Origin of the sequence: Pseudoalteromonas sp. SR45-6 (genome assembly GCF_014163545.1) — a bacterium.
GTDB lineage: Bacteria > Pseudomonadota > Gammaproteobacteria > Enterobacterales > Alteromonadaceae > Pseudoalteromonas > Pseudoalteromonas rhizosphaerae.
Window position 1 is genome coordinate 1 of record NZ_JACJDM010000067.1, and the last position, 22,280, is coordinate 22,280.

A 22,280-nucleotide genomic window follows, 5' to 3' on the forward strand; every position below is an offset into this window, starting at 1 on the left:
GGGGGTTTCGAGTTTTGTGCGTTGAGCTTCTGGCTTCGGGCTTCGGGCTTATCAAGTATTTTTGATGGTTTTTATTAACTTGCCAAGCATTTTCCCAATTATTTCACATTCTTCGAGAATAAGTTCAGACTGCGTGTGACTAATATAACCCAATTCAAATGCAATCATAACCTGAGTTTTTAACTCACCTATAGAGCCTTTAGCGATACCTAAAAACCGCGCTTTTTCTTTTTCAAAATCTCTTTCAAAACCCTCTGCTATATTACTTGGCACTGAGACAGATCATCTGCACATCTGATCTTTCAAACCGTAATCACGTAAAGTTTCAAATGTACTATAAATTAATAAACTAAGCCTGAAAGCCCTTTGCCAAACTTCTAAATTTTCATATCTCATGACCAATCCATGTTGATTTGCGGCGTGCTGAAAATAATTTGACAATAAAAAATGTTTTGAAGTTTCAAAACCCATCTGTTCAATCCTAGGGCACAAACTATAAAACAACACCATACTGCTCGTATCACGATGCTCATAACCCGTAGCTTAATCAGGCACGCTTCCGCCCCTAGGTTACAGTTCCTACGTTCTGGTCAGTTTAATTCAAATTGTAAAATACAAGACCTTTCGCGGTAGCAAGCCACTCGCCTATAAAACTGTTTTTACCACCGAGAGCGCAGAGATACTTCGCAACACCGAGAAAACATTTATGAAACCCTTAGGTTAACTTATTATCCCTTCCTCTGTGATCTCGGTATTCTCTGTGGTGAATCTTTATTCTTTTCGGGCTAAAGCCGGCTCCTACGAAAACCAATTTTATCACCGAGCACTGAGTAAATCTTTCGCGGTAGCAAGCTACTCGCCTACAAAACCATTTTTACCACCGAGAGCGCAGAGATGCTTCGCAACACCGAGAAAACATTTATGAAACCCTTAGGTTAACTTATTATCCCTTCCTCTGTGATCTCGGTATTCTCTGTTGTGAATCTTTATTCTTTTCGGGCTAAAGCCGGCTCCTACGAAAACCATTTTTATCACCAAGCACTGAGTAAATCTTTCGCGGTGGCAAGCCACTCGCCTACAAAACTGTTTTTACCACCGAGAGCGCAGAGATACTTCGCAACACCGAGAAAACATTTATGAAGCCCTTAGGTTAACTTATTATTCCTTCCTCTGTAATTTCGGTGTTCTCTGTGGTGAATCTTTATTCTTTTCGGGCCAAAGCCGGCTCCTACGAAAACCATTTTTATCACCGAGCACTGAGTAAATCTTTCGCGGTAGCAAGCTACTCGCCTACAAAACTGTTTTTACCACCGAGAGCGCAGAGATGCTTCGCGGCACCGAGAAAACATTTATGAAGCCCTTAGGTTAACTTATTATTCCTTCCTCTGTAATTTCGGTGTTCTCTGTGGTGAATCTTTATTCTTTTCGGGCCAAAGCCGGCTCCTACGAAAACCAATTTTATCACCGAGCACTGAGTAAATCTTTCGCGGTGGCAAGCCACTCGCCTACACGTAATTAAACACCAGTATAAAATTTAACACCGTAGGCGTTAAGCTTGCTGACGCGTGTTAATTAGGTCATTGTCACTTCCCTAGTGCCTTTAACCTTTAACCTTTAACTTAAAACTTTTAACTTACTTTTCTTACGTCGCTGTTATCTACGCTCATTTCTATTTGTTTATTTAGTAGGTTGACTAACAATATGCTGCGCATGTCGCCGTCTGGCTCTTTAAATATTGCTTGTACGTCTTTAAATGAGCCATTATTTAGGCACACTAAATCACCGGGTTGCGGTAAATTATTACTATCTTGCGCTAGCTCGAAATTTTTTAATTCTTTGATAAGTTGTGCAGGTACTAATTGATACGACGCACCATACGACACAAAACCACTAATACCGCGGGTGTTTTTTACCGCAGCAAAGTTGCCGGTGTGGGGATTTAAGCGAACAAATAAATAATTAGGAAACACAGCAGATTGCTTAAAAGTACGACGACCCTTAATTAGCTGTTGTTTTTGTAGCTGAGGAAAAAAAGCTTCAATCCCTTGGTTTTGTAAATTAACTTGGGCACGAGCTTCTTGCCTTGATTTACAAAATAATAAGTACCAACTATCCATATCAATCCCTAAAATAGTGACTTTGCGTCTAAGAACTGCATATTCTTATTTCAGACGCGGGGGATTATACGTGCTACTTTAGGGCGATGTCTATAAAAAAACCGATTAAAACTTTTCAAGTTAAAATAGGGTAGAAGATCAAACTCTACTTTTAATTGCATTGATGAAATAACACATAAAGTAATACCAAATATTTATTGGTGAAATGAATTTTTGCTTCTTTAGTATTTTAAAATGCCATATCGCAGCTTTAAATTTATTTGCAGACAGGCTATTAGTATGCACTCTATAATTTGCTAAGGGGCTAGATACTCCTACAGAATCAGTTTGTGTCAAAATTCTAAGCCACATATCATAATCCTCATGTCCAATAGGCTCCTGCATCACAACACCTAACTTGCTAACGCTATATATTCCAGTCAAATTGCCAATTTGATTTCCTTTTAGCATATCTTTATAAGTAACTAACTTTTTAGCTTTTTTAAAGCCTAAAAATGCCCCCACGCTATCAACTCGGTTATAAGCAGTATGAGATGCATACACACCGTTTTCGACCATTGCTTCCAATTGTAAAACTAGCTTCGAAGGTTCCCAAGTATCATCACTATCTAAAAAAGCAACATACTCACCAGAAATGTATTTCAAACTGTTATTTCGAGCCGACCAGGCACCTGATACACCATGATTAAGATAATATTTTATTCTGTCATCTTTAGCGGCATAATTTAAAATAATATCTTTTGTACCATCTGTTGAATTATCATCAGTAACTAACAATTCCCACTGTGTGTGAGTTTGTTTTAAAATTGATTCTATACTTTGAATAATTGTGTGTTGTGCGTTGTAAGCGGGCATAACTATAGATATTAACGACATATCAAAAACCTAAAAATTAGTTGCTTTATCATACTTTGGGGATTTAATCTTAGAGTTCAAGTTCGCTTATCAAGTGACGAATACCATCACGTAGACTAGTTTTCTTATGTTCAGTTACAACAGAGTTTAAGCGTGAAACATCTAAAATATTTGATTCAATCAATGGACTTGGGGGCTTTATATAATTAATTACATAATCACACCGCCCGCTTAATTCGCCGTCTATTACCTTGATGATATCTAATGTTGATAGACCTCCTCCAGATCCAATATTATATATTGAAAAAGGTAAGTCATTAGCTTCTAATAATTGGATGAACAAATTTACAAAGTCATCTATGTAAATGTAATCCCTCACTTCATTACCAGTTCCCCAAACCTCAATACTATTAGAGTTTTTAATTCGCCCCAAAAGTACAGCAATTAACCCTTGCGTTCCTTTAATATTTTGGTGCTTCCCGTATGGATTCGCAGGCCTAACAATTAAAAATTGTTTTCCTAAACGCATACTTTCTAATTTGATAAATTCTTCTAACTCAACTTTACTTTTACCGTAAGGGCATATAGGACCCAGCTCATCAATCTCATGGTGAGGATTCTTACTATCTTTGTAAACTCGCCCACCGGATGAAAAAAATATAACTCGCTCAACAATTATAAATAATGATGTTAAGGCAGCTTTATTATTAGCAATTTCTTGCTTATAGTTATCCAGACTCCCATTTACAGGTACTGTATTGACTAAATATATTGCATCATGTATTTCTTCTGGCGATAAAAAAGCTAATTTTTCAGATATCTCATGCAACTCCCCTTTGATAAAGATTAAATTTTCTGAAATTATACTTGGCTCAGTACGCCCATAAACAAAAATCCTATATGAATCAGAAAGAAACTTTTCAATTAAATTTAAGCCAATAAAGCTCGCCCCCCCAACTAAAATAACTTTTTTCATATCATTTCATCTCTATTACTGAATTGTATAATTTTTCAGTTATTTTTGTTACTTGCTTCCAACTATGATTATCAATAACGTATTCATGGGCTTTAAGTATTTTGACTGTTAAATCTTCACGAGTATAACTACTAATTTCTAAAAGGTGCTTTGCGATTGATTCTGGTGTTCCTTCTGCCAACCAGCCAATGTCGTTTTTATTTAATATTTCCGACATATTAGCACCCGGCGTAACTAAGCATGCAATACCAAAATATAACGCCTCAAGAATTGCCATGGGAAAACCTTCATATCTAGACGTTAAAACAAATACATCTGATTCTTTAAAAGCGTTAATTTTCTGCTCACCAAAAACACCACCTTTAAATTTTATGTAAGGTGAATCTAAACTTTTAATACAAGATCTAACAATTGCCTCTTCTTTCTCACTTCCGATTCCATAAATATCTAAATGTATACGGTCAATCAAACCTTTTTCTTTTATCAACATTAGAGCATCAAGCAAAATATCAGTGCCTTTATGATTAAAGTCAATTCTAGAAAGGTAAATGAATCGAATAGGCTCTTCTTTACTGACCGTCTTTTCAGTCGGATTTTCATAATTAAAATCTAAAGCATTTGGCTCAATATACTCGCTGTCATTCCAGGACAAAGAATTTTTTTTCTCATCTTCATTAGTAAATATCGTTCCAGCGGCTGAAGATATAAACTTTTTATAAAATACTCTATTTGCAATCATCTTCTTTAGCTTTGACTTTTTCTGAGCCGCTTTCATCAAACTTGAATGAGGTTTTACAATATATTTAATGTTTAGAGACTTTAATAGCTTATATAATGAATAATACTTTAGATAATAAATACCATGAAAAACTACCAAATCGAAGCTTTCTAAAAATAGTGAGGGTGTTTTAATATCAAAGAAATTAAACACCTCAATTTCTTGTGAATCGAATGAGTTATCAAAAATCAAAAGTGATGGTTTTATTAATTCACTGTGTAGGCTGTGCATTTTGATCATCTCAGGGATCAATCGACCAATACCGTTCGATGGCTCTATTTCATTCCCAACAACATGTAAAACTTTCATTACTCTTCCTTTACCTTAGCCTTTTTCTTTAAAATAAAAAAGCCGGGCATTTTAACGACAATTAAAAACACTGACAAAATAATAAAACATAACCAAGACTTGAAATACAAGAAAAATGAAAAGTCATTATTGATTGGTAATGTAAGTAGCGTGACAATATAAACGGCATGGGCATAACCGTGCAGGTATCTGCTGAATACCCCCTTCAAAATATATAAACCAACGATATTCATAGTGACAATTAAAGGAGCTATTATAAGCGATATATCGCCAAAAATAGTCCATGCATGTGATTGCATATAAGTATTCGAGTTAACCCATGCACTACCAGCTGTAGGAAAAAATATTGTAATAATTTCAGCAGCAGGATCTATTGCCGCAAACCCAAACGAGCCAGCTAATGGCATACCATAAGTTATACGCTCAAAGTCTGGGGTCAGTACATCATACATCATGTATGCGCCTTCGGCTTGGCCAATAAACATTCTTCCAGCAACTGCGTTTAAAACCTCTCCAATGGGCGTTTCATGTAAAACCATGAAGCCACCTGCCAAAAACATTAATCCTATTAGTGGTGTAATTAATACATAAAAGTAGTTAATATTTTTTGCTTTTTTTAGATACAAAACAAATAACATAAAAAATACCATTACTAATTTAGACTTTTGTAGGTCATACAAGCAATAAAAAGTCATCAGGTAAAAATTAATATAAAATATCTTTGATGTGGAGGGTAGTATCTGTTTACATATGTAGGAATAAATTAGTGATACATAAGGGAAATACATAAAAATATACCCTATAAAAAGCCCACCCATTCCTGTTTCTTGTTTAAGTATTTTTGCCTTCAGCAGAGCAGCACCTATAGCATCTCCCTTTAGAGCCAGTAGGATCGGTAGCTGCCCTATAGAAGCAACCTTAATAAACACTACAACAATTGAAATTAGCAATAACCCTACACCCATTCCTTTTGAGACAGGCACCGTTTTTAGATTAATATCTAAATCAATGTATTTAGAACAAAAAGATAGCATGAGCAATAAAGTGGCAATTGAACATGTTGTATAGCGAAATGTTAATTCTAAAAGCTCTTGCGACATTCCAGTTTGAATATTCAAGACTAGAGGGAAGGCAAAAAATGAAACTAAAATTGTACCGGGTATAATTTGAACAAATAGTGTTAAAAAAAGATATGACCCTAAAATAGAGGGTCTAAAAGAGAAAATCCTCAGTTGATAATTTGCTACAAGCGTAGCAAAAATCAAAAATATAAAAATTAGTAGATTTTCTATCACAAAAATTGACCTCAAACACTTAATTATAAAAACTTTCTAATCATTTTATAAAGTCTATATGGCCTAAATAGGCATGTTATGTAATGATAAATTAAATATGTGTTACTTCTTTTAGTGCCAACAAATTTGAGCCACAATGTTTTTTCTTTGAAAATAATATAGTCGTCCCAAATTTTGAATACATCTTTATAACTCAGCTCAGGCCAAATACAATCCTTTTGAAAGCAATAGAGTGAATTCAAGTATTTAGCATTGCCAATAAACTCGCTATGTTGACTCAATGAGTCTCCGACTCGATAGTAGACAGTCTCTTTCTCAAAATAATCAAGACCAATACCCTGCTTTAAAATTTTATACCATAATGGATAATCTTCGAGCATGGCGTATCTCTCGTCAGCGAAGCCAACACTCTCTAGCGTTTTTTTATTCATAAACGATGTCGGTGCTAAAATATTGCAACCCTTCAAGAGCATATTAAACTGCTCAGCTTGCGTCATAGCAAAAAGTTTTTGATCATTTTTTGCCACTTTTTGATTTTTTAAATCACCCGAAAATAAGATGGCGTCAGAGAATAAAACTTGCGCTTCAGGATGTTCTTTTATGTAGTTAAGATTATCGCAAATGCAGGTATCTACTAATATATCGTCGGCAGCAATCGTTTTAACCCATCGTCCAGTCGCATTTCGCCAAACAATATTGCAGTTTGCTGAAACTCCTTTATTTACTTTATTTTTATATAAGGCAGCTCTGTAGAAGTGATGCTGATTCGATTGCAACCAATCACTGGCAACTACGGTAGTATTATCACTAGAGCCATCATCGCTTATTAATAACTCTATATTTTTTGCTTGATAGGTTTGCGTTAACGCACTATTAAGTGTTTCGAGAATTGTGCTTGAAGAGTTATAGGCAACAATAGCAATTGTAATTACTTCTGACATATAAAGTCACTCATAATATTAGATTTAAAAAGGCAAGTTGAAAGGTTTATTTAAACATTAGAGCTGACTTTTTATTACGCAGGTAATTTAGAGTAATAAAAGCAACAACTATAAAGTATACTGAATAATTTAAAGCATAAGCGTAAGTAACACCATTTAGGCCGTATTGACTCACAAGGTATTTTGCTAAAAGTACAAAACCAATCGAAAACACTATTTCCGTTGTTATGAATAACTTTGTCATTGCCTTTGCCAACATTACGTAACTAAGAAGCCACGAAGCCAATTTAATTACATCACCTATAAGCTGCCATTTAAAAAGCTCAGCCATGGGTATAAACTCCTTCGAGAAGAGAACTTGTATAATAAGTTCTCTAAGAAAATATATTAACATAGCCATTAAAATCACTATTGGAAGTATTATTTTATAACCATTTATCAATTCTTTTTTAATTTCTTTTTTAGATGTTAATTCAGCAAGCTTAGGTAGGTAATAGATCCCTAATGTTGTAGTAACCACCATTAAATACATACTTGAAATATACCAGATAGCTTGCCAATAACCCGCCTCTTGCCAACTTAAATTATTACCTAAGTAGTCGCGAACGATAAGGTGAGAGATAGGAGCTACTGCAGCACTTGTTAAAGTCATTGCTGAAAATTTAAATAATTTTTTAGCTTCTATTTTATCAACGCGCTTTCGAAATGCTGATAATTTAATCAGTGCATGGTGACGAATCGCCCAAATAAGTACCAATAATATTATTGATTGATTGGTTACCATAGCAATGAATACGCCTTCTAATCCTAGCCAATAGATCATCACTAAGGTAAAAATTAAACTAAAGACGCTTTGCACTATATTTATACTAATGAAAACTTTTATCTCTTTGAGACCATTTATTATTGATAAAAGCAGTTGGTTTAATACAAAGAAAATAATACTAAAACCAAAAAGTATAAATATGTAGGTGTAATCACGATTTTTTAAGAAGTAATCGGCCAATTGTCCTGAAAAAACGCATACGATTATTCCGGCACTAACAGCAGTGAAAAAACTAATAACTGTTGCGGTACTAAATAGCGCACTTGTTGTTTTATTTTCAACTGAATACTCAGCTGTATGCTTTACAACCCCTTGGTTAATACCACCTTGACCAGCAGTCATAGCAATCTGAATAAAATTTTGAAGTTGGCCCATCAATGCAAGCCCTGAAGGGCCAACTAAAACAGCTACAGCTTTATTTATCACTAGAGCAGCGAGCATTTTCACTGCGGTAGCAATAAAACTCAAAACAGATGTTTTAAGTAATGTCATATAAAGAAACAGCGTTGATTACTTGATCTAAATCTTCACTTTCCATAACAGGAGACAACGGAAGACTTATAACTTCTTTATGGATTAGCTCGGTAATTGGAAACGATTGATTACTCCAATCCGGATAAGCACTTTGCTTATGTGGTGGCTTAGGGTAATGAATTAAAGTTTGTACACCCAGATCGTTCATATAGGCTTGAAAAGTAACTCTATCAGTAGCCCTAATAACAAATAAATGCCACACATGTGTTTCTTCAGTTGTTATATCTGTATCATCTGCAAATGGAAGTATAAACTGAGAACCCTTCAAAGCACTCATATACCTTGCAGCTACCGCACGTCTATGGGCTATTTCGTTATCTAAATAACGTAGCTTAACCCTAAGCATAGCAGCTTGTATTTCATCTAAGCGGCTATTGACACCTTGATAAACATTTTCATACTTTTCTTTACTTCCATAGTTGCCAAGTGCACGAATTGTATCGGCTAATTCTTGATCACTGGTAGTTACAGCTCCAGCATCACCAAGGGCTCCCAAATTCTTCCCTGGATAAAAGCTAAAACCACTGGCATCACCCCAACTACCCGCTTTCTTACCACCTAGGCTAGCGCCATGGGCTTGAGCGGAATCTTCCAGAACAAGTAAGTTACTGCGCTTTGCTATACCCATAATAGCTGGCATATTTGCCAATTGCCCATATAAATGAACTACCAGTATTACTTTCGTTTTAGAAGTAATTGCTGCTTCGGTTTTTACAGGACATAGATTGTAACTATGCTGCTCAGGTTCAACTAATACAGGTTTTAATTTATTTTCTGTTATAGCTAAGATACTGGCTATATAAGTATTTGCAGGAACGATAACTTCGTCACCGTCCTTTAACTTTCCTAACTCTTTCCATGCCCTCAAAGTCAACGTAAGTGCGTCTAAGCCGTTAGCAACACCAATGCAATACTTTGTGCCACAATATTGAGCAAACTCACTTTCAAATTCAGCGACTTCTTTACCTTGAACATACCAACCTGACTCTATAACTCTGCTACAAGCAGAAATTAAGTCAGCTTTGTATTGATTGTTAATTTTTTTTAAATCTAGAAAAGGGATCATTATCAACTCATTTATTTTTTCAACAATTAACTGTAATCAAATACTAAATTCAGCAATCCACTTTTCCACTTCGGCCTGAGGATATCCGCGAGTAAAATGACTTCGCCAAGGGTAAGCATTTCGGTTGGAACCATCTTTAAGTTTTATCTTAGTAATTTCACATATAGGTTTAGCCGGATTACCAGCTACAACCCACCCTGAATTTACTGTTTTCCCGACAATACTACCTGCACCTATCAATGTATCAGATTCAACTTTTACCCCCGGTAAAATAACTGACATGGTCGCAATTACAGCAAAGTCACTAATTTCACAACCAAGTAGAACTTCACTTGGTGGGTGGGGATCATTTGTAAGTACGACATATGGAAAAATCCATACATAATTACCTATTTTTGACTTATTCCCAATATGAACATTACTATGGCACTTTACGTAATCGCCGATAGTGCAATGCCCTTGGATATCACCCAACGTACCAATTTGAAATCCAACACCTGCCGTTGTCTTCTCTCTAATAGTTACACGATGGCCTGTGACTAAATTATCGCCAAAGGTAGAAGCAGCATAAAAAATACTATGGCTACGGATATAGCTATTTTTTCCAAGAACTAATGGCAACCCTTCAGAAAATGCATTCTCGACTCCTAACTCACAGAACGATTCAATAACTGAGTTATCGCCTATAGATACATTTTCGTGAACAATAGTAAATGCTCCAATTGTTACATCTTTTCCAATTGAAGCTGTTTCACTAATAATAGCTGTTGGATGAATCAAATTCGCCATCTTGAGTTCCTTTTAATAAGAGTAAAAACCAATACCCGTTTTTCTACCTAATTTTTTTGCGCTAACCATTTTACGAAGCAAATATGAAGGTCGATACTTTGAGTCTGAAGTTGCTGTATATAGAGCCTCCATAATTGATAAGCAAACATCATTACCGATAAGATCAGCTAAAGCTAATGGCCCTAATGGGTGATGAGCACCTAATTTCATTGCCGAATCAATCTCTTCAGCACTTGCAACTTGACTACTTAAAATTTCAACAGCTTCATTAATCATAGGAATAAGCAACCTATTCACAATAAATCCAGGGCTATCTTCAACACGCACAGGTTTTTTCTGTAATAAAGTACAAAAATCCCAACACTTGTCCACTACTGAGGTTGAGGTAAGCATTGATGGTATTATTTCAACCAACTCCATACTCGCTACAGGATTAAAAAAGTGAATACCTATGAAGTTTTCTGGGTATTTATAGCCTGCAGCCATATCTGTTACAGATAAACTGGATGTATTTGTTGCCCAAATAGTATTCTCTGTTATGAAACCAGTATAATCTTGAATAATTTGCTTTTTTTGATTTATATTTTCACTAATAGCTTCAAAAACAAAATCATAACTAGCTTCGTTCGCCAACTCTTTTACGATATCAATTTTATCTAATACATCGCTCTGCGATTCTTTTAATTGCATTCGCTTTAAAGAGCGTTTAACTAATTTTTCAAGTTCAGGTTTTAGGCATATGACTTTTTCTTCACTTCTAACTAAAATGGTAACGTTAAAACCTTTTAGGGCGAATTGACTCGCAACTCCAGCCCCCATAGTACCGGCGCCTATCACCAAAATATTACTAAACATTATTTACGCCTTTTAAAAACTCATCATAATTTCGAATGTAATCAGATTCATCGTAATGTTCACTTGCTAATACAAGTAACACACAATCATCGCTAAAATCGTGCATTTCCCGCCATATCATATCTTCAATCAAAATACCTTTAGTGGCTGAATCCAACCACTCTTCTTTTCTTTGTATGCCATCATCAAGTGTCATGCGGCATTTACCTGTTACACAAACGGCTACTTGCTTTAGCTTTTTATGGGCATGAAAACCTCTAGCAACACCAGGCTTAGTTCCAAAAATGTAATACACTCGCTTGATATCAAATGGTATTGACTTATTACTTTCAAGAGAAACAAGCGATCCTCGTTCATCACCTAATGGCGGTAAGTTAATTAGTTTAATTAAGCTCATAATTATTCCTTAATTATTTCTAACAAATACTGCCCATAATTATTTTTAAGTAGTGGTTTTGCTAAATCTATTACCTGTGACTTGGTAAGCCAACCATTATTAAATGCAATCTCTTCTAAGCAAGCTACTTTATAACCTTGACGTTTTTCAATTGTTTCAACAAAGCTTGCAGCTTCTAATAAGCTTTCGTGCGTTCCAGTGTCAAGCCATGCAAAACCGCGCCCTAACATCTCTACATTAAGGTTTTTACTTTTCAGGTACATATCATTTAAGCAAGTTATTTCTAGTTCACCACGGCTAGAAGGTTTTACATTTTTTGCCATTTCCACAACTTGGTTGTCATAAAAATACAAACCCGTGACCGCAAAATGAGATTTAGGCTTTATAGGTTTCTCTTCTATTGATATGGCCTTGTTATTCTCATCAAACTCAACAACACCAAAGCGTTCTGGATCTTTTACTTGGTAACCAAACACTGTTGCACCATTTTTATTTTTTGCATTCTCAACGGCATGTTTTAGCTTTGGTGTAAAACCTTGTCCATAAAAAATATTATCACCTAAGACTAAGCACACATCATCATCACCGATGAAATCCTCACCGAGTATAAAAGCTTGAGCTAACCCATCAGGACTTGGTTGGATAATATAAGAGAAATTAACACCAAACTCACTGCCATCACCTAATAAACGTTCAAATCCGGCTATATCGTCTTTTGTTGTGATTATAAGTATTTCACGGATCCCAGCTAACATCAGGACAGAAATTGGATAATAAATCATTGGCTTATCATAAACAGGCAGCAATTGCTTTGAGACACCTTTAGTTATTGGATAAAGTCTTGTCCCAGAACCACCTGCTAATACAATACCTTTCATTATTTATCTTCCTTCATTTCATTCAGTGTGCCTAAACGCTCTCTTTGATAGGAACCATTTTGTACATTCTCACACCAGTTAGTATTAACCAAATACCAATCCACTGTCTTACGCAAACCAGTTTCAAACGTTTCTACTGGTGTCCAATTGAGTTCACAACTCATTTTTGTTGAGTCTATTGCATAACGCCTATCATGACCGGGACGATCTGCTACATATGTAATTTGCTCTTTATATTTCGATTTTTTAGGTACCAGCTCATCTAATATGCTGCAAATAGTTTGCACAACTTCTATATTTTTCTTCTCATTATGCCCACCTATATTATACGTTTCTCCAACTTTTCCTTCAGTGACCACTTTATAAAGAGCTCTTGCATGATCATCGACATATAACCAATCGCGAATTTGATCCCCTTTACCATAAATAGGGAGTTCTTTTCCATCTAGTGCGTTTAGAATAACAAGTGGAATTAACTTTTCAGGAAAATGATATGGACCATAATTATTAGAACAATTAGTTACTATTGTTGGTAAACCATAAGTGCGAAGCCAACTGCGGACAAGGTGATCGCTTGATGCTTTACTTGCTGAGTAAGGGCTACTCGGCGAGTAAGATGTCTCCTCTGTAAATAACGGAAGAGTGCCGCTTTGTTCATCAGGGTGTGGTAAATCACCATAAACTTCATCTGTAGAAATATGATGAAATCGAAAATCAGCTTTTACAGGATCACTTAATCGATTCCAATAACATCTAGCAGCCTCTAGCAAATTATATGTGCCAATAATATTGGTTTGTATAAATTCAGCGGACCCGGTAATTGAGCGATCAACATGGCTTTCTGCTGCCAAGTGCATAACCGCATCTGGTTCATATTGATCAAATATGCGATCTAATTCTGAACGTTCACAAATATCAACTTTTTCAAAGTAGTAGCGCTCGTTATCCTGAACGGCAACTAATGATTCTAAGTTTCCAGCGTACGTAAGTTTGTCTAAATTAATGACCGTATCGTTCGTATTTTCAATTATATGCCTAATGACTGCTGAACCAATAAACCCAGCACCACCTGTAACAAGAATTTTCAAAATATATCTCTCTAAATTTAATCTTATCGACCCATACCAAATAATACGACTTTAACAGTCTTAAATAATATTTTAATATCCAACCAAGTACTATGATGCTTGATATAATATATGTCATATTTATGCTTCCAAATGGCATCTTCTGTAGATGCACCATAAGGATAACTAATTTGCGCCAGCCCTGTAATACCTGGCTTCACAGCATGTCTAAAGCGGTAATAAGGAATTTCTTTTTCGAGGCTATCTATAAACACCTCTCTTTCTGGACGAGGACCAACAATTGACATCTCACCTCTAAAAATATTAATTATTTGAGGTAATTCATCAATACGTGTTCGCCTTATAAACTGTCCAACTCGTGTAACTCTACTATCATTTTTTGATGCCCATTGTGCACCTGATTTTTCTGCATTCTTGCTCATTGACCTAAATTTAATCACAGAGAATTCTTCGTTATATTGCCCTGTTCGCCTTTGCTTATAAAAAATAGCTCCTGGTGATTCTAATTTAATAAGTAAGGCAGTTATCAAGCCAATAGGAAGCGCAATTAACGTAAGTAAAAGTGCAGCGGCTATATCCATAACCCTTTTTGCAAACTGTGTTCGCTTATGCGATAAAATCGAAAATGCCTTCTGATGCAAAAAGTAACTACTATGAAGTAAAGCAACTTCTGTATAACCAAATCGTGCATCTAAATAACTAACGAGAGGCTCCACCCAAGCGCCTAATTCAGTCGCAACAACTAAGTAATGTCTTTGCTCTAAACTTAAATCCGCAGCTTGGTAGTGACATATTACTTGCTTGCTTAAATCTTTTAAGCTGTAGTCATTGACCTTGATATCAAAATCATAGTTACCGACAAGCTTATTAATTAACGACTCTAAACTTTCAGGGCAATATACATATATAGTTTTTTGTTTTAAAGCTTCACTACTTGCTTTAAATCTATTATGTACATGTATATCTGTATGGTTTATTTTATTTTCGAACATTCGATTTCTTTCTATATTTAATTGCAACATAACTCTTAGCGTAAAAGTCTGTCTAAATAACAACACTTCATCGCTAAATAACAGCTATACTAGAAGTCAGCTTTTTTTAGAAAAATACTGCATTAGAACAAACATCACGCTCAAGGCAAAGCCTAATACGGCCCCTAGGATACATATAAGCAACCTCTTAGGTTTGAACTTTTCCTCAGGAACAATAGCTTTATCTATTGTCTTAAAAATATACTCATCTCTAACCTCAGCAAATAAAATTGTCTTCGCTTGTTCTTCTATTAATTTAAATAAAATAGTACGAATACCAGCAATCGTGGTTTCTGATATTTGTTTATTTAAAAACTCAGTGCTGCGCTTAGCCTCGAGCACATCCCTACTTTTCATTTCAGCATTAATATCTTCAACCAGCCATGTAACCCAATTCTTTGCTATATAAGGTGATACATGTTCGATTGAAATCGTCACCATTCCACTATCTTTGGCTAATGCAACAGACATTATCTTATTAAACTCTTTGTATGCTTCCTGCATCGATGGCTCAGCTTTAAATGGAAGATTAACATCTCTCACCCACTGACTTTCTGACACTAGGTAATCATCTTCATCATAACTCAAAGTATTATCAGCCATATTCCATGAATCTACTGCCATTAAATCAGGTAATATTTTATGACGCTGTATAAATTCACTAATAAATTGTCTTGACTTGATTACTTCTATAGCCATTTTAACGTTTTCATCCCCATCGTCGCCAAGACTTATCCCAGCCATACTTGCTAGGCCACCGAGCTGCCCAGCTAAAGCACCTAACCCTCCACCTGACTTATCTGTATCGGCAGGTGCAAGTAGCGCTTCTGACTTATATATATTAGGGCTATTAATCGCAAATAATGCAGCCCCTAAAGTAAATAAAGAAGTGATAATTACTATCAATATCTTTTTCTGTAAAATAGCTAATATCAGCTCATTCGGATCAATTGAATCCTCAGCTATTTCCTGCGTTTTCACACTAACTTCTTGATAATCATTCTCTGTCTTTAACATTACTTCAATTCTCTATTTACAATACATATCACGGATACTGCTTGAATTAGCTACTGAAATCCTGGAAACCGTTATATACATGACTCTAACTCATAGTAACTAGCGATTTGTGAGTTCATTACCTAAAGATTACCAATAGCTGCTACTGCAATACCTAATTGATAAACGATCTGTGTAGCAGTACTCCACAGCGTGAGATTGTCCATGTAATTTGAATTAAGCGGCACTACTATTGTGTCACCAGCTTCAATCAGCTGAGAATCATTAACAGCAAACCAACTACCACTATCAGGAATTTTAACTGAACCGTTTGCTTTAATAATGTAAATCCGTTCATCATCCGCACGCTCTTTTAAACCACCACTTAGGGCTATATAATCTTTAAAGCTGGTTCCTGGTTTATATAAATGTGAGGTTGCGTAATTTACTTCACCGATGACGCTGATAGAGTCGCGTTTACTTGGTACATATAAAGTGTCACCGTCTTGCAGCACTAAGCGTTGTTTGTCTTCAACAATTAAAGGTAAATCAATAACTAATCGGCCAACCGCTTCTACATTAGCTAAGTCATTGAGTAACTTATTCATCTCATCATACGAAAGTGAATTGCTACCGACCGAATTTTCAAAACTCTTCTGCGCTATATCTCTGCGTAATTCTTCAGATAACTTAGCGAGTTGCTGTTGCTCTTGTTTACGAATTGATTCTCGAGTGAAAATAGCTGCTTTTTCTTCGGCAAACTCTGAAAAACCACCAGCGCGCTCTAGTAAGTTAGTTAATGTTTCACCACGACGAATTGTATACGACCCAGGAAATTTAACTTCACCTTTTAGCTCAACTTTTACATTTTCTTGCCAGTTAGGGATTGAGAATACATTTAAACTGTCTTTACTACGAAGAATGCGATTATCATCAGACTCTCCAAGTATAGCTTTATGCAAATTAAACTTAATATGCTCTACTTTTGATGCATCACCAGCTAATATACGGGTAATTTCAGCTTGCTCTGTATAAGCAGATTCAAGTAGACCACCTGCTGCAATAATAAGATCATTGACCTCACTACCTATCGTTAATGGATAAATCCCTGGATAAGTAACATGACCATTGATCTCTACCAGTTGCATTGCTTGTCTAACATTTGCTTGCAGTTTTAACTTTGCGATAACCGGCTTTAGCAAGTTATTACGACTAAACAGAGCATAATCTTCAGGCTTTAGTTTTTGCTCTTCTTCTTCAGCTTTGCGTTTTGAGATTTCAGCAATAGTTAAGTTTGAAGTATCCTTTAGTTGTAATTCCATATCATCTGTAGCAACACCAATGTATTTTTCAAACTCTTTCTTTTGGTATTTATGCCATTGCTGAACTTTCACCTGCTGCGCTTGCTGTTCTTCGGTGAGGGCCATATTTTTTAAAGCTAACTCTTCAGCTTCTTTTTCTTCGTAACGACTAAAAACTAATAGTTTATCGTTTGCTTTTAACTCAAAGTCATGTGCAGTTGCTTTTACAATAGCTTGCGCTATGTCGAATTGACGCACTTCAATATCACCTGAAATATTAATTTCACGCACTAATAAAGCGTAACTAAGGTCAGCTTGTGGTAACAAATCACCACGAACAGACGTTAATACATCCGAAATATGCTTGCCTTGATACCATTGATAATTACCTGGTCGTGCAACAGCACCAATTACACTAATTGAGTTTTGATACTGCAAGCTTACCGGATTAAAGCGAATTCTATCGCCATCACGTGGGATATAGGCAATATCTTTGCCACTAAAGTCTACTGATAAAATTTCTTTAGCATTGTAATTATTAAAACGCTCTACAATTGCTTTTTGTGCATACGCTCCAGGCTTCAAGCCACCGGCCATTTTTAATACGTCTTGGGCATTTTCATTATTCTTCAATTCAAATATAGCTGGGCGCTTCACTAACCCTTCAACGGCTACTTGTGAACCAACTGGTGGAATAAATACTACATCCCCTGGCTTTAAGATGATGTCGTTGCGGCTATCACCTTTTATAAGTAGATCATAAAGATCAAAGTTTGCAACAACTTTACCAGCACGTTTAACTTGAATGTTACGCAAAGATGCAATTTCAGATACACCGCCGCTAATAAACAAAGCATGTGACACTGTGGTCAACGACGATACGCTATAACTACCCGGCTTATGTGCTTCACCCAATACTAGGATACGCATGCTGCGTAATTTTCCTAGCGATACAAACGCTTTTACACCTATAACTTCTTGTGCAACTTTGGCTTTGATAAGTTCTTTTATTTCGCCGAATGTAAGCCCAGCAACTTCAACAGGGCTTAAATTAGGGATATTAATTCGACCTTCACGATCAACATTAACTTCATAGCTTTCACTTTCTTTGCCATAAAAATTAATTTTTAATTGATCACCACGGCCAATTAAATATGTTTCTGGTACTGCCGCATTTTCACTTGGCATAAATGTAGTTGGCTCGCCAGAAAACAACTCGTAGCCAAATGGTTTTATTTCGTCTAATTGCGGCTTAAAGCGTTCTTCGTCGGTTAACTCAGGCTCTTCTTGTAATTGGCGAGGCTGAATTGTAGGCTCATCTTCTTTTATTGAGCTTGATGATGATTTACCGGTAATTGTGGATAGATCGACACCATACTGCTTAGCCAGTGCCTCTTGCTGGGCTTTTGGCAGCTTTTTAAATTGTTCAATCTGCGCTGCACTCGGTGTAAATGCAAATGCAGATGCAGTCGTTAACAGTAAAAAAGTTATTAAAAATCGTTTAAAAAGCATCACAAGTAGGTTTATCCCTAGAACTACAGCCAAAAGATTGGCTATTCTACATTATTTCACTACAAATAAAAAAGGGACTTTCGTCCCTTTATTACAGTTAAATGTCACTTAACAGAGATAAACTGTTAAAAACTGTAAACCAGTGTCAGCGACGTTTCTGTGTCTGTACTTTCTTTATCATCAGCAACATCTGAGTTGTTGGTGATGTTATAAGCAACTTTCATTTGTAATGAGCCATTTATCTTAGCTAAAAGTGCAGTTTCTGAACGTGTTTTAGTGTTAGTATCACCGTATTCAACTGCAACTAACTGAGTAAACTTCGCGTTATCAGAAATTTTCCAATTATAATCAAGCTTACCTAAAGCAATAACTTCACCTTCACGCTCACCAGCTAAAGAGTTGCCATTTTCATCTACTTCACTACTTGTATCAGGGTATTGAAAATATTTATAACCAGGACCAATTTCAGCATTTAGCCACATGTCAGAACGATCTAACAAGCGTTGACCATAACCAGCTGAGATAACAGACTCACTGCGATAAGCGCCAAAGTAATCTGAAACATGTGAACCATAGATATATAAATGAGCATGATCTTCATTTAATTTATAGTTACCTTGTGCTGATAACGAATATTTTTCGTTAGTACGCTGCTTTTCTTTTATACCCGCTTCATTTTCAACGTTGTCTTCTTTATAAAGACCGTTAATTTTATACTCGTTATTCCAGCTTTCTAAGTTATGTAATGCCTTGATGCCACCCTTAAGAGTGGTTGTTTCAGTATTACCGCTAGTTATGATTGCACCTAGCTCACTGGTAACTTCCCATGTTCTAGCGTCTTCTGCGAATGCGTTAGTTGTAGCTGATACTGCAACTAAAATTGATAAAAGCTTTAATTTCATTAAAAATAACCTTTGTTACTTGTATATTGATTAATCTTGCTTGTGCAAATGAACATCCATTTGCGGAAACGGAATAGTGATATCCGCATCATCTAATGCGATTTTAATGTTCTCAATTAAAGACCAATAAGTTGGCCAGTAATCGCCTGAGTTAACCCACGGACGCACAATGAAGTTTACGCTTGAATCTGCGAGCTCAGATACTGATACGTTATAAGCTGGATCTTTAAGAATGCGTGACTCTTGATCTAGTACTGATTTAAGTACTTCTTTTGCTTTGCGTAAGTCTGCATCATAACCAACACCAATAACTAGATCGATACGGCGAGTTGATTCGCGCGAGTAATTAATAATTGAGTCAGACATAATTTTAGAGTTGGGCATGATGATAACTTTGTTATCTGGTGTGCGTAGTTCAGTAGAGAAAATTTCGATTTTTTTCACTGTACCAGCTTTACCGCCAGCTTCGACATAATCACCCGATTTGAAAGGACGAAGTAATATAATAAGTACGCCAGATGCGAAGTTAGATAATGAACCTTGCAGTGCTAAGCCAACTGCTAAGCCTGCAGCACCTAAAATAGCGATAAATGAAGTGGTTTCTATGCCTATTTGTGACAACGCCATTAAGATTGTTGCCATAAATACGATGGCATAAACAATGCTTGATACGAACGAACCTACAGCTTTATCTACTTTCTTTTTATCGAATGCTTTTTCAGTTAGGTTAGAGCAAAATTTTGCAACACGACCGCCCAGTAAAAAGATCACCAATGCAATTACAGCTTGAATGCCATAATGCAAAATCAAACCTGAGTTTTCGTTTATCCAGTTAAGTATTGTATCCATTATCACTCCTGATATTCAGTATTAAGCAGTTTGCTGGTTAAATTATATCTGATTTCAATTTATTATTTAATTAATTAATCTATTTATCTTTAAAAGAACGTCTTTAGGGTTAATTTTTATTTTACCCAACCAGATAAAAAACGATTTAAACATTCATTCTCTGGCTGCTTTATGAACAAAAATATTCAATTTTAAATTTTTTTCACTTTTTTTGCTCTTAACCCTTCACAAGATTTATTATTTTATGTATTATCCGCGCCACACCAAACAAGGTGTGTTGTGGCGGTTGTAGCTCAGTTGGTAGAGCCCCGGATTGTGATTCCGGTTGTCGCGGGTTCAAGCCCCGTCAATCGCCCCATCTTTTCCCTTCTTATCTCAATATCAAATACGCTCTTAAAATTCCATTTTATTAATTAATATTAAGCACAAACCAAAAATAATGGCTGAAGCCTGTTCCCACAAGAAACATACACATGCATTACTCGTATGAGAGCGCTTTAGCGCCGATTGGTTGTTGCATATAACCTAAGCCTAAACACAATCACGGCTGAAGCCTGTTCCTACAAGCAACATACAATACACACACATGACCTCGTAGGAGAGCACTTTAGCGCCGATTGGTTGTTGCATATAACCTAAGCCTAAACACAATCACGGCTGAAGCCTGTTCCTACAAGAAATATACACATGCACCATCCGGTAGGAGAGCGCTTTAGCGCCGATTTCATAATTTAATCTATACTTCATTAAACCGTTTTATATTTAAAGGATTAAAATGAAACTTCGGTCACAGCAGCTACGTCAACATCGTCACTCTATTATTAACCACTATTATTCTGTGACCACATGTACACATCAACGAGTTAAATTATTTGAGGATTTTTGTAATGCGCGAATTCTAATACGCTCACTAAAACAATCTGATTTAAACGGCTTAACTAAAACAATTTGCTTTGTAATAATGCCTGATCATATGCATTGGTTATTGCAGCTGAAAACACAAGATTCGCTATCTTCGGTGGTGGCTAAAGTGAAAGGGCGTACATCATTTCTCATGCAAAAAGCTAAAAATGAGCAAATTTGGCAAGCTGGTTTCTACGATTCATTAATTCGAGATGAAGAACATTTATTACATCAAGCAAGATACATAGCTGCCAACCCAATGAGAGCCGGTATTGTTGACAACCTTGGAAGTTATCCCCATTGGGATTGTATTTATTTAACCCCCTCTGAACATGACTAACATAATCACGGCTAAAGCCTGTTACTACAAGAAATATACACATGCACCATCCGGTAGGAGAGCGCTTTAGCGCCGATTGGTTGTTGCATATTATCTAAGCCTAAACACAATCACGGCTGAAGCCTGTTCCTACAAGGAACATACAATACACGCACATGACCTCGTAGGAGAGCGCTTTAGCGCCGATTGGTTGTTGCATATAACCTAAGCCTAAACACAATCACGGCTGAAGCCAGTTCCCACAATAAATACACGCATGCATTATCCCATAGGAGAGCACTTTAACGCCGATTGGCTTTTGCATATAGCCTAGGCCTAAGCAAAATCACGGCTGAAACCTGTTCCTACAAGAAATATACACATGCATTATCCCGTAGGAGAGCGCTTTAGCGCCGATTGGTTGTTGCGTATAACCTAAGCCTAAGCACAATCACGGCTGAAGCATGTTCCTACAAGAAACATACACATGCATTATCCCGTAGCAGAGCGCTTTAGCGCCGATTGGTTGTTGCATATAACCTAAGCCTAAACACAATCACGGCTGAAACCAGTTCCCACAAGAAATACACACATGCACCATCCGGTAGGAGAGCGCTTTAGCGCCGATTAGCGTACCCTCGCTAACTTTACTCTCGCCAGCTCGCAAGCTGCTTTCTTGCAGACAAAAAAATGCCACCTTTCGGTGGCATTACACACGGGATTATTTCTACATTATAGAAATTCTTTTCAAAAATTAGGTTCT

General features: G+C 36.3%; 19 protein-coding genes, 1 tRNA gene and 1 pseudogene. 2 read left to right on the forward strand and 19 right to left on the reverse strand.

Annotated features, from left to right (window positions below; all coding sequences use genetic code 11):
• Positions 1 to 51: 51 nt before the first annotated feature.
• The 19 genes and pseudogenes from H5158_RS19915 to H5158_RS20005 form a co-directional block, all read right to left on the reverse strand.
• Positions 52 to 396: pseudogene (locus H5158_RS19915) on the reverse strand (four helix bundle protein).
• Between the two features lie 1,232 nt (positions 397 to 1,628).
• Positions 1,629 to 2,117: a transcription/translation regulatory transformer protein RfaH gene (gene rfaH, locus H5158_RS19920; RefSeq protein ID WP_182740733.1), complete on the reverse strand. Its 489-nt coding sequence runs from the start codon at positions 2,115 to 2,117 to the stop codon at positions 1,629 to 1,631.
• 138 nt (positions 2,118 to 2,255) lie between these two features.
• Positions 2,256 to 2,993 carry a glycosyltransferase family 2 protein gene (locus tag H5158_RS19925; RefSeq protein WP_149980558.1) on the reverse strand — a complete coding sequence of 246 codons (738 nt, stop codon included), beginning with the start codon at positions 2,991 to 2,993 and terminating at the stop codon, positions 2,256 to 2,258.
• A 49-nt stretch (positions 2,994 to 3,042) separates the two neighbouring features.
• The gene (locus H5158_RS19930; protein WP_182740734.1) at positions 3,043 to 3,948 is read right to left on the reverse strand and encodes an NAD-dependent epimerase/dehydratase family protein; all 906 of its coding nucleotides are present in this window, start codon (positions 3,946 to 3,948) and stop codon (positions 3,043 to 3,045) included.
• Between the two features lies 1 nt (position 3,949).
• A complete protein-coding gene (locus H5158_RS19935; protein WP_149980556.1) occupies positions 3,950 to 5,035 on the reverse strand; it encodes a glycosyltransferase family 4 protein in 1,086 nt (361 codons plus the stop codon).
• A complete protein-coding gene (locus H5158_RS19940) occupies positions 5,035 to 6,330 on the reverse strand; it encodes a hypothetical protein (protein ID WP_149980555.1) in 1,296 nt (431 codons plus the stop codon). The genes H5158_RS19935 and H5158_RS19940 overlap by 1 nt, the downstream gene beginning before the upstream one ends.
• Before the next feature lie 23 nt (positions 6,331 to 6,353).
• Complete coding sequence (locus tag H5158_RS19945; RefSeq protein WP_182740735.1) at positions 6,354 to 7,271, reverse strand: glycosyltransferase; 918 nt, start codon at positions 7,269 to 7,271, stop codon at positions 6,354 to 6,356.
• Positions 7,272 to 7,317: 46 nt separating this feature from the next.
• Positions 7,318 to 8,589: an O-antigen translocase gene (locus tag H5158_RS19950; RefSeq protein ID WP_182740736.1), complete on the reverse strand. Its 1,272-nt coding sequence runs from the start codon at positions 8,587 to 8,589 to the stop codon at positions 7,318 to 7,320.
• Entirely contained in the window at positions 8,576 to 9,697 is a 1,122-nt protein-coding gene (locus H5158_RS19955) for a DegT/DnrJ/EryC1/StrS aminotransferase family protein (RefSeq protein WP_149980552.1), read from the reverse strand. The genes H5158_RS19950 and H5158_RS19955 overlap by 14 nt, the downstream gene beginning before the upstream one ends.
• 36 nt (positions 9,698 to 9,733) lie before the next feature.
• A complete protein-coding gene (locus H5158_RS19960) occupies positions 9,734 to 10,486 on the reverse strand; it encodes an acyltransferase (protein ID WP_149980551.1) in 753 nt (250 codons plus the stop codon).
• Between the two features lie 12 nt (positions 10,487 to 10,498).
• Positions 10,499 to 11,341, reverse strand: coding sequence for a 3-hydroxyacyl-CoA dehydrogenase family protein (locus tag H5158_RS19965; RefSeq protein ID WP_149980550.1), 843 nt, complete (start codon positions 11,339 to 11,341; stop codon positions 10,499 to 10,501).
• Positions 11,334 to 11,738, reverse strand: coding sequence for an FdtA/QdtA family cupin domain-containing protein (locus H5158_RS19970; RefSeq protein WP_149980549.1), 405 nt, complete (start codon positions 11,736 to 11,738; stop codon positions 11,334 to 11,336). Before H5158_RS19970 ends, H5158_RS19965 begins: the two co-directional genes overlap by 8 nt.
• 2 nt (positions 11,739 to 11,740) lie before the next feature.
• Positions 11,741 to 12,616: a glucose-1-phosphate thymidylyltransferase RfbA gene (rfbA, locus tag H5158_RS19975; protein ID WP_149980548.1), complete on the reverse strand. Its 876-nt coding sequence runs from the start codon at positions 12,614 to 12,616 to the stop codon at positions 11,741 to 11,743.
• A complete protein-coding gene (gene rfbB / locus H5158_RS19980; protein ID WP_149980547.1) occupies positions 12,616 to 13,704 on the reverse strand; it encodes a dTDP-glucose 4,6-dehydratase in 1,089 nt (362 codons plus the stop codon). Before rfbB ends, rfbA begins: the two co-directional genes overlap by 1 nt.
• Positions 13,705 to 13,727: 23 nt before the next feature.
• Positions 13,728 to 14,696, reverse strand: a complete 969-nt coding sequence (locus H5158_RS19985; RefSeq protein WP_246175487.1) for an exopolysaccharide biosynthesis polyprenyl glycosylphosphotransferase — start codon at positions 14,694 to 14,696, stop codon at positions 13,728 to 13,730.
• Between the two features lie 96 nt (positions 14,697 to 14,792).
• Positions 14,793 to 15,752 carry a Wzz/FepE/Etk N-terminal domain-containing protein gene (locus H5158_RS19990; protein WP_182740737.1) on the reverse strand — a complete coding sequence of 320 codons (960 nt, stop codon included), beginning with the start codon at positions 15,750 to 15,752 and terminating at the stop codon, positions 14,793 to 14,795.
• 122 nt (positions 15,753 to 15,874) lie between these two features.
• Entirely contained in the window at positions 15,875 to 18,544 is a 2,670-nt protein-coding gene (locus H5158_RS19995; protein ID WP_182740739.1) for an SLBB domain-containing protein, read from the reverse strand.
• A gap of 125 nt (positions 18,545 to 18,669) precedes the next feature.
• Entirely contained in the window at positions 18,670 to 19,446 is a 777-nt protein-coding gene (locus H5158_RS20000) for a YdiY family protein (RefSeq protein WP_182740738.1), read from the reverse strand.
• Between the two features lie 30 nt (positions 19,447 to 19,476).
• Entirely contained in the window at positions 19,477 to 20,295 is an 819-nt protein-coding gene (locus H5158_RS20005) for a mechanosensitive ion channel family protein (protein ID WP_145236563.1), read from the reverse strand.
• A gap of 282 nt (positions 20,296 to 20,577) precedes the next feature.
• Here H5158_RS20005 and H5158_RS20010 point away from each other — a divergent pair.
• A tRNA-His gene (locus H5158_RS20010) sits at positions 20,578 to 20,653 on the forward strand.
• A 417-nt stretch (positions 20,654 to 21,070) separates the two neighbouring features.
• Entirely contained in the window at positions 21,071 to 21,538 is a 468-nt protein-coding gene (locus tag H5158_RS20015) for an REP-associated tyrosine transposase (RefSeq protein WP_182719271.1), read from the forward strand.
• The last annotated feature ends 742 nt before the right edge of the window (positions 21,539 to 22,280 follow it).

Excerpts from the sequence above, each read along its gene's own strand:
- rfaH (WP_182740733.1), bottom strand. The coding sequence starts at position 2,117 with ATGGATAGTTGGTACTTATTATTTTGTAAATCAAGGCAAGAAGCTCGT.
- H5158_RS19925 (WP_149980558.1), bottom strand. The coding sequence starts at position 2,993 with ATGTCGTTAATATCTATAGTTATGCCCGCTTACAACGCACAACACACA.
- H5158_RS19930 (WP_182740734.1), bottom strand. The coding sequence starts at position 3,948 with ATGAAAAAAGTTATTTTAGTTGGGGGGGCGAGCTTTATTGGCTTAAAT.
- H5158_RS19935 (WP_149980556.1), bottom strand. The coding sequence starts at position 5,035 with ATGAAAGTTTTACATGTTGTTGGGAATGAAATAGAGCCATCGAACGGT.
- H5158_RS19945 (WP_182740735.1), bottom strand. The coding sequence starts at position 7,271 with ATGTCAGAAGTAATTACAATTGCTATTGTTGCCTATAACTCTTCAAGC.
- H5158_RS19950 (WP_182740736.1), bottom strand. The coding sequence starts at position 8,589 with ATGACATTACTTAAAACATCTGTTTTGAGTTTTATTGCTACCGCAGTG.
- H5158_RS19955 (WP_149980552.1), bottom strand. The coding sequence starts at position 9,697 with ATGATCCCTTTTCTAGATTTAAAAAAAATTAACAATCAATACAAAGCT.
- H5158_RS19960 (WP_149980551.1), bottom strand. The coding sequence starts at position 10,486 with ATGGCGAATTTGATTCATCCAACAGCTATTATTAGTGAAACAGCTTCA.
- H5158_RS19965 (WP_149980550.1), bottom strand. The coding sequence starts at position 11,341 with ATGTTTAGTAATATTTTGGTGATAGGCGCCGGTACTATGGGGGCTGGA.
- H5158_RS19970 (WP_149980549.1), bottom strand. The coding sequence starts at position 11,738 with ATGAGCTTAATTAAACTAATTAACTTACCGCCATTAGGTGATGAACGA.
- rfbA (WP_149980548.1), bottom strand. The coding sequence starts at position 12,616 with ATGAAAGGTATTGTATTAGCAGGTGGTTCTGGGACAAGACTTTATCCA.
- H5158_RS19985 (WP_246175487.1), bottom strand. The coding sequence starts at position 14,696 with ATGTTCGAAAATAAAATAAACCATACAGATATACATGTACATAATAGA.
- H5158_RS19990 (WP_182740737.1), bottom strand. The coding sequence starts at position 15,752 with ATGTTAAAGACAGAGAATGATTATCAAGAAGTTAGTGTGAAAACGCAG.
- H5158_RS19995 (WP_182740739.1), bottom strand. The coding sequence starts at position 18,544 with ATGCTTTTTAAACGATTTTTAATAACTTTTTTACTGTTAACGACTGCA.
- H5158_RS20000 (WP_182740738.1), bottom strand. The coding sequence starts at position 19,446 with ATGAAATTAAAGCTTTTATCAATTTTAGTTGCAGTATCAGCTACAACT.
- H5158_RS20005 (WP_145236563.1), bottom strand. The coding sequence starts at position 20,295 with ATGGATACAATACTTAACTGGATAAACGAAAACTCAGGTTTGATTTTG.
- H5158_RS20015 (WP_182719271.1), top strand. The coding sequence starts at position 21,071 with ATGAAACTTCGGTCACAGCAGCTACGTCAACATCGTCACTCTATTATT.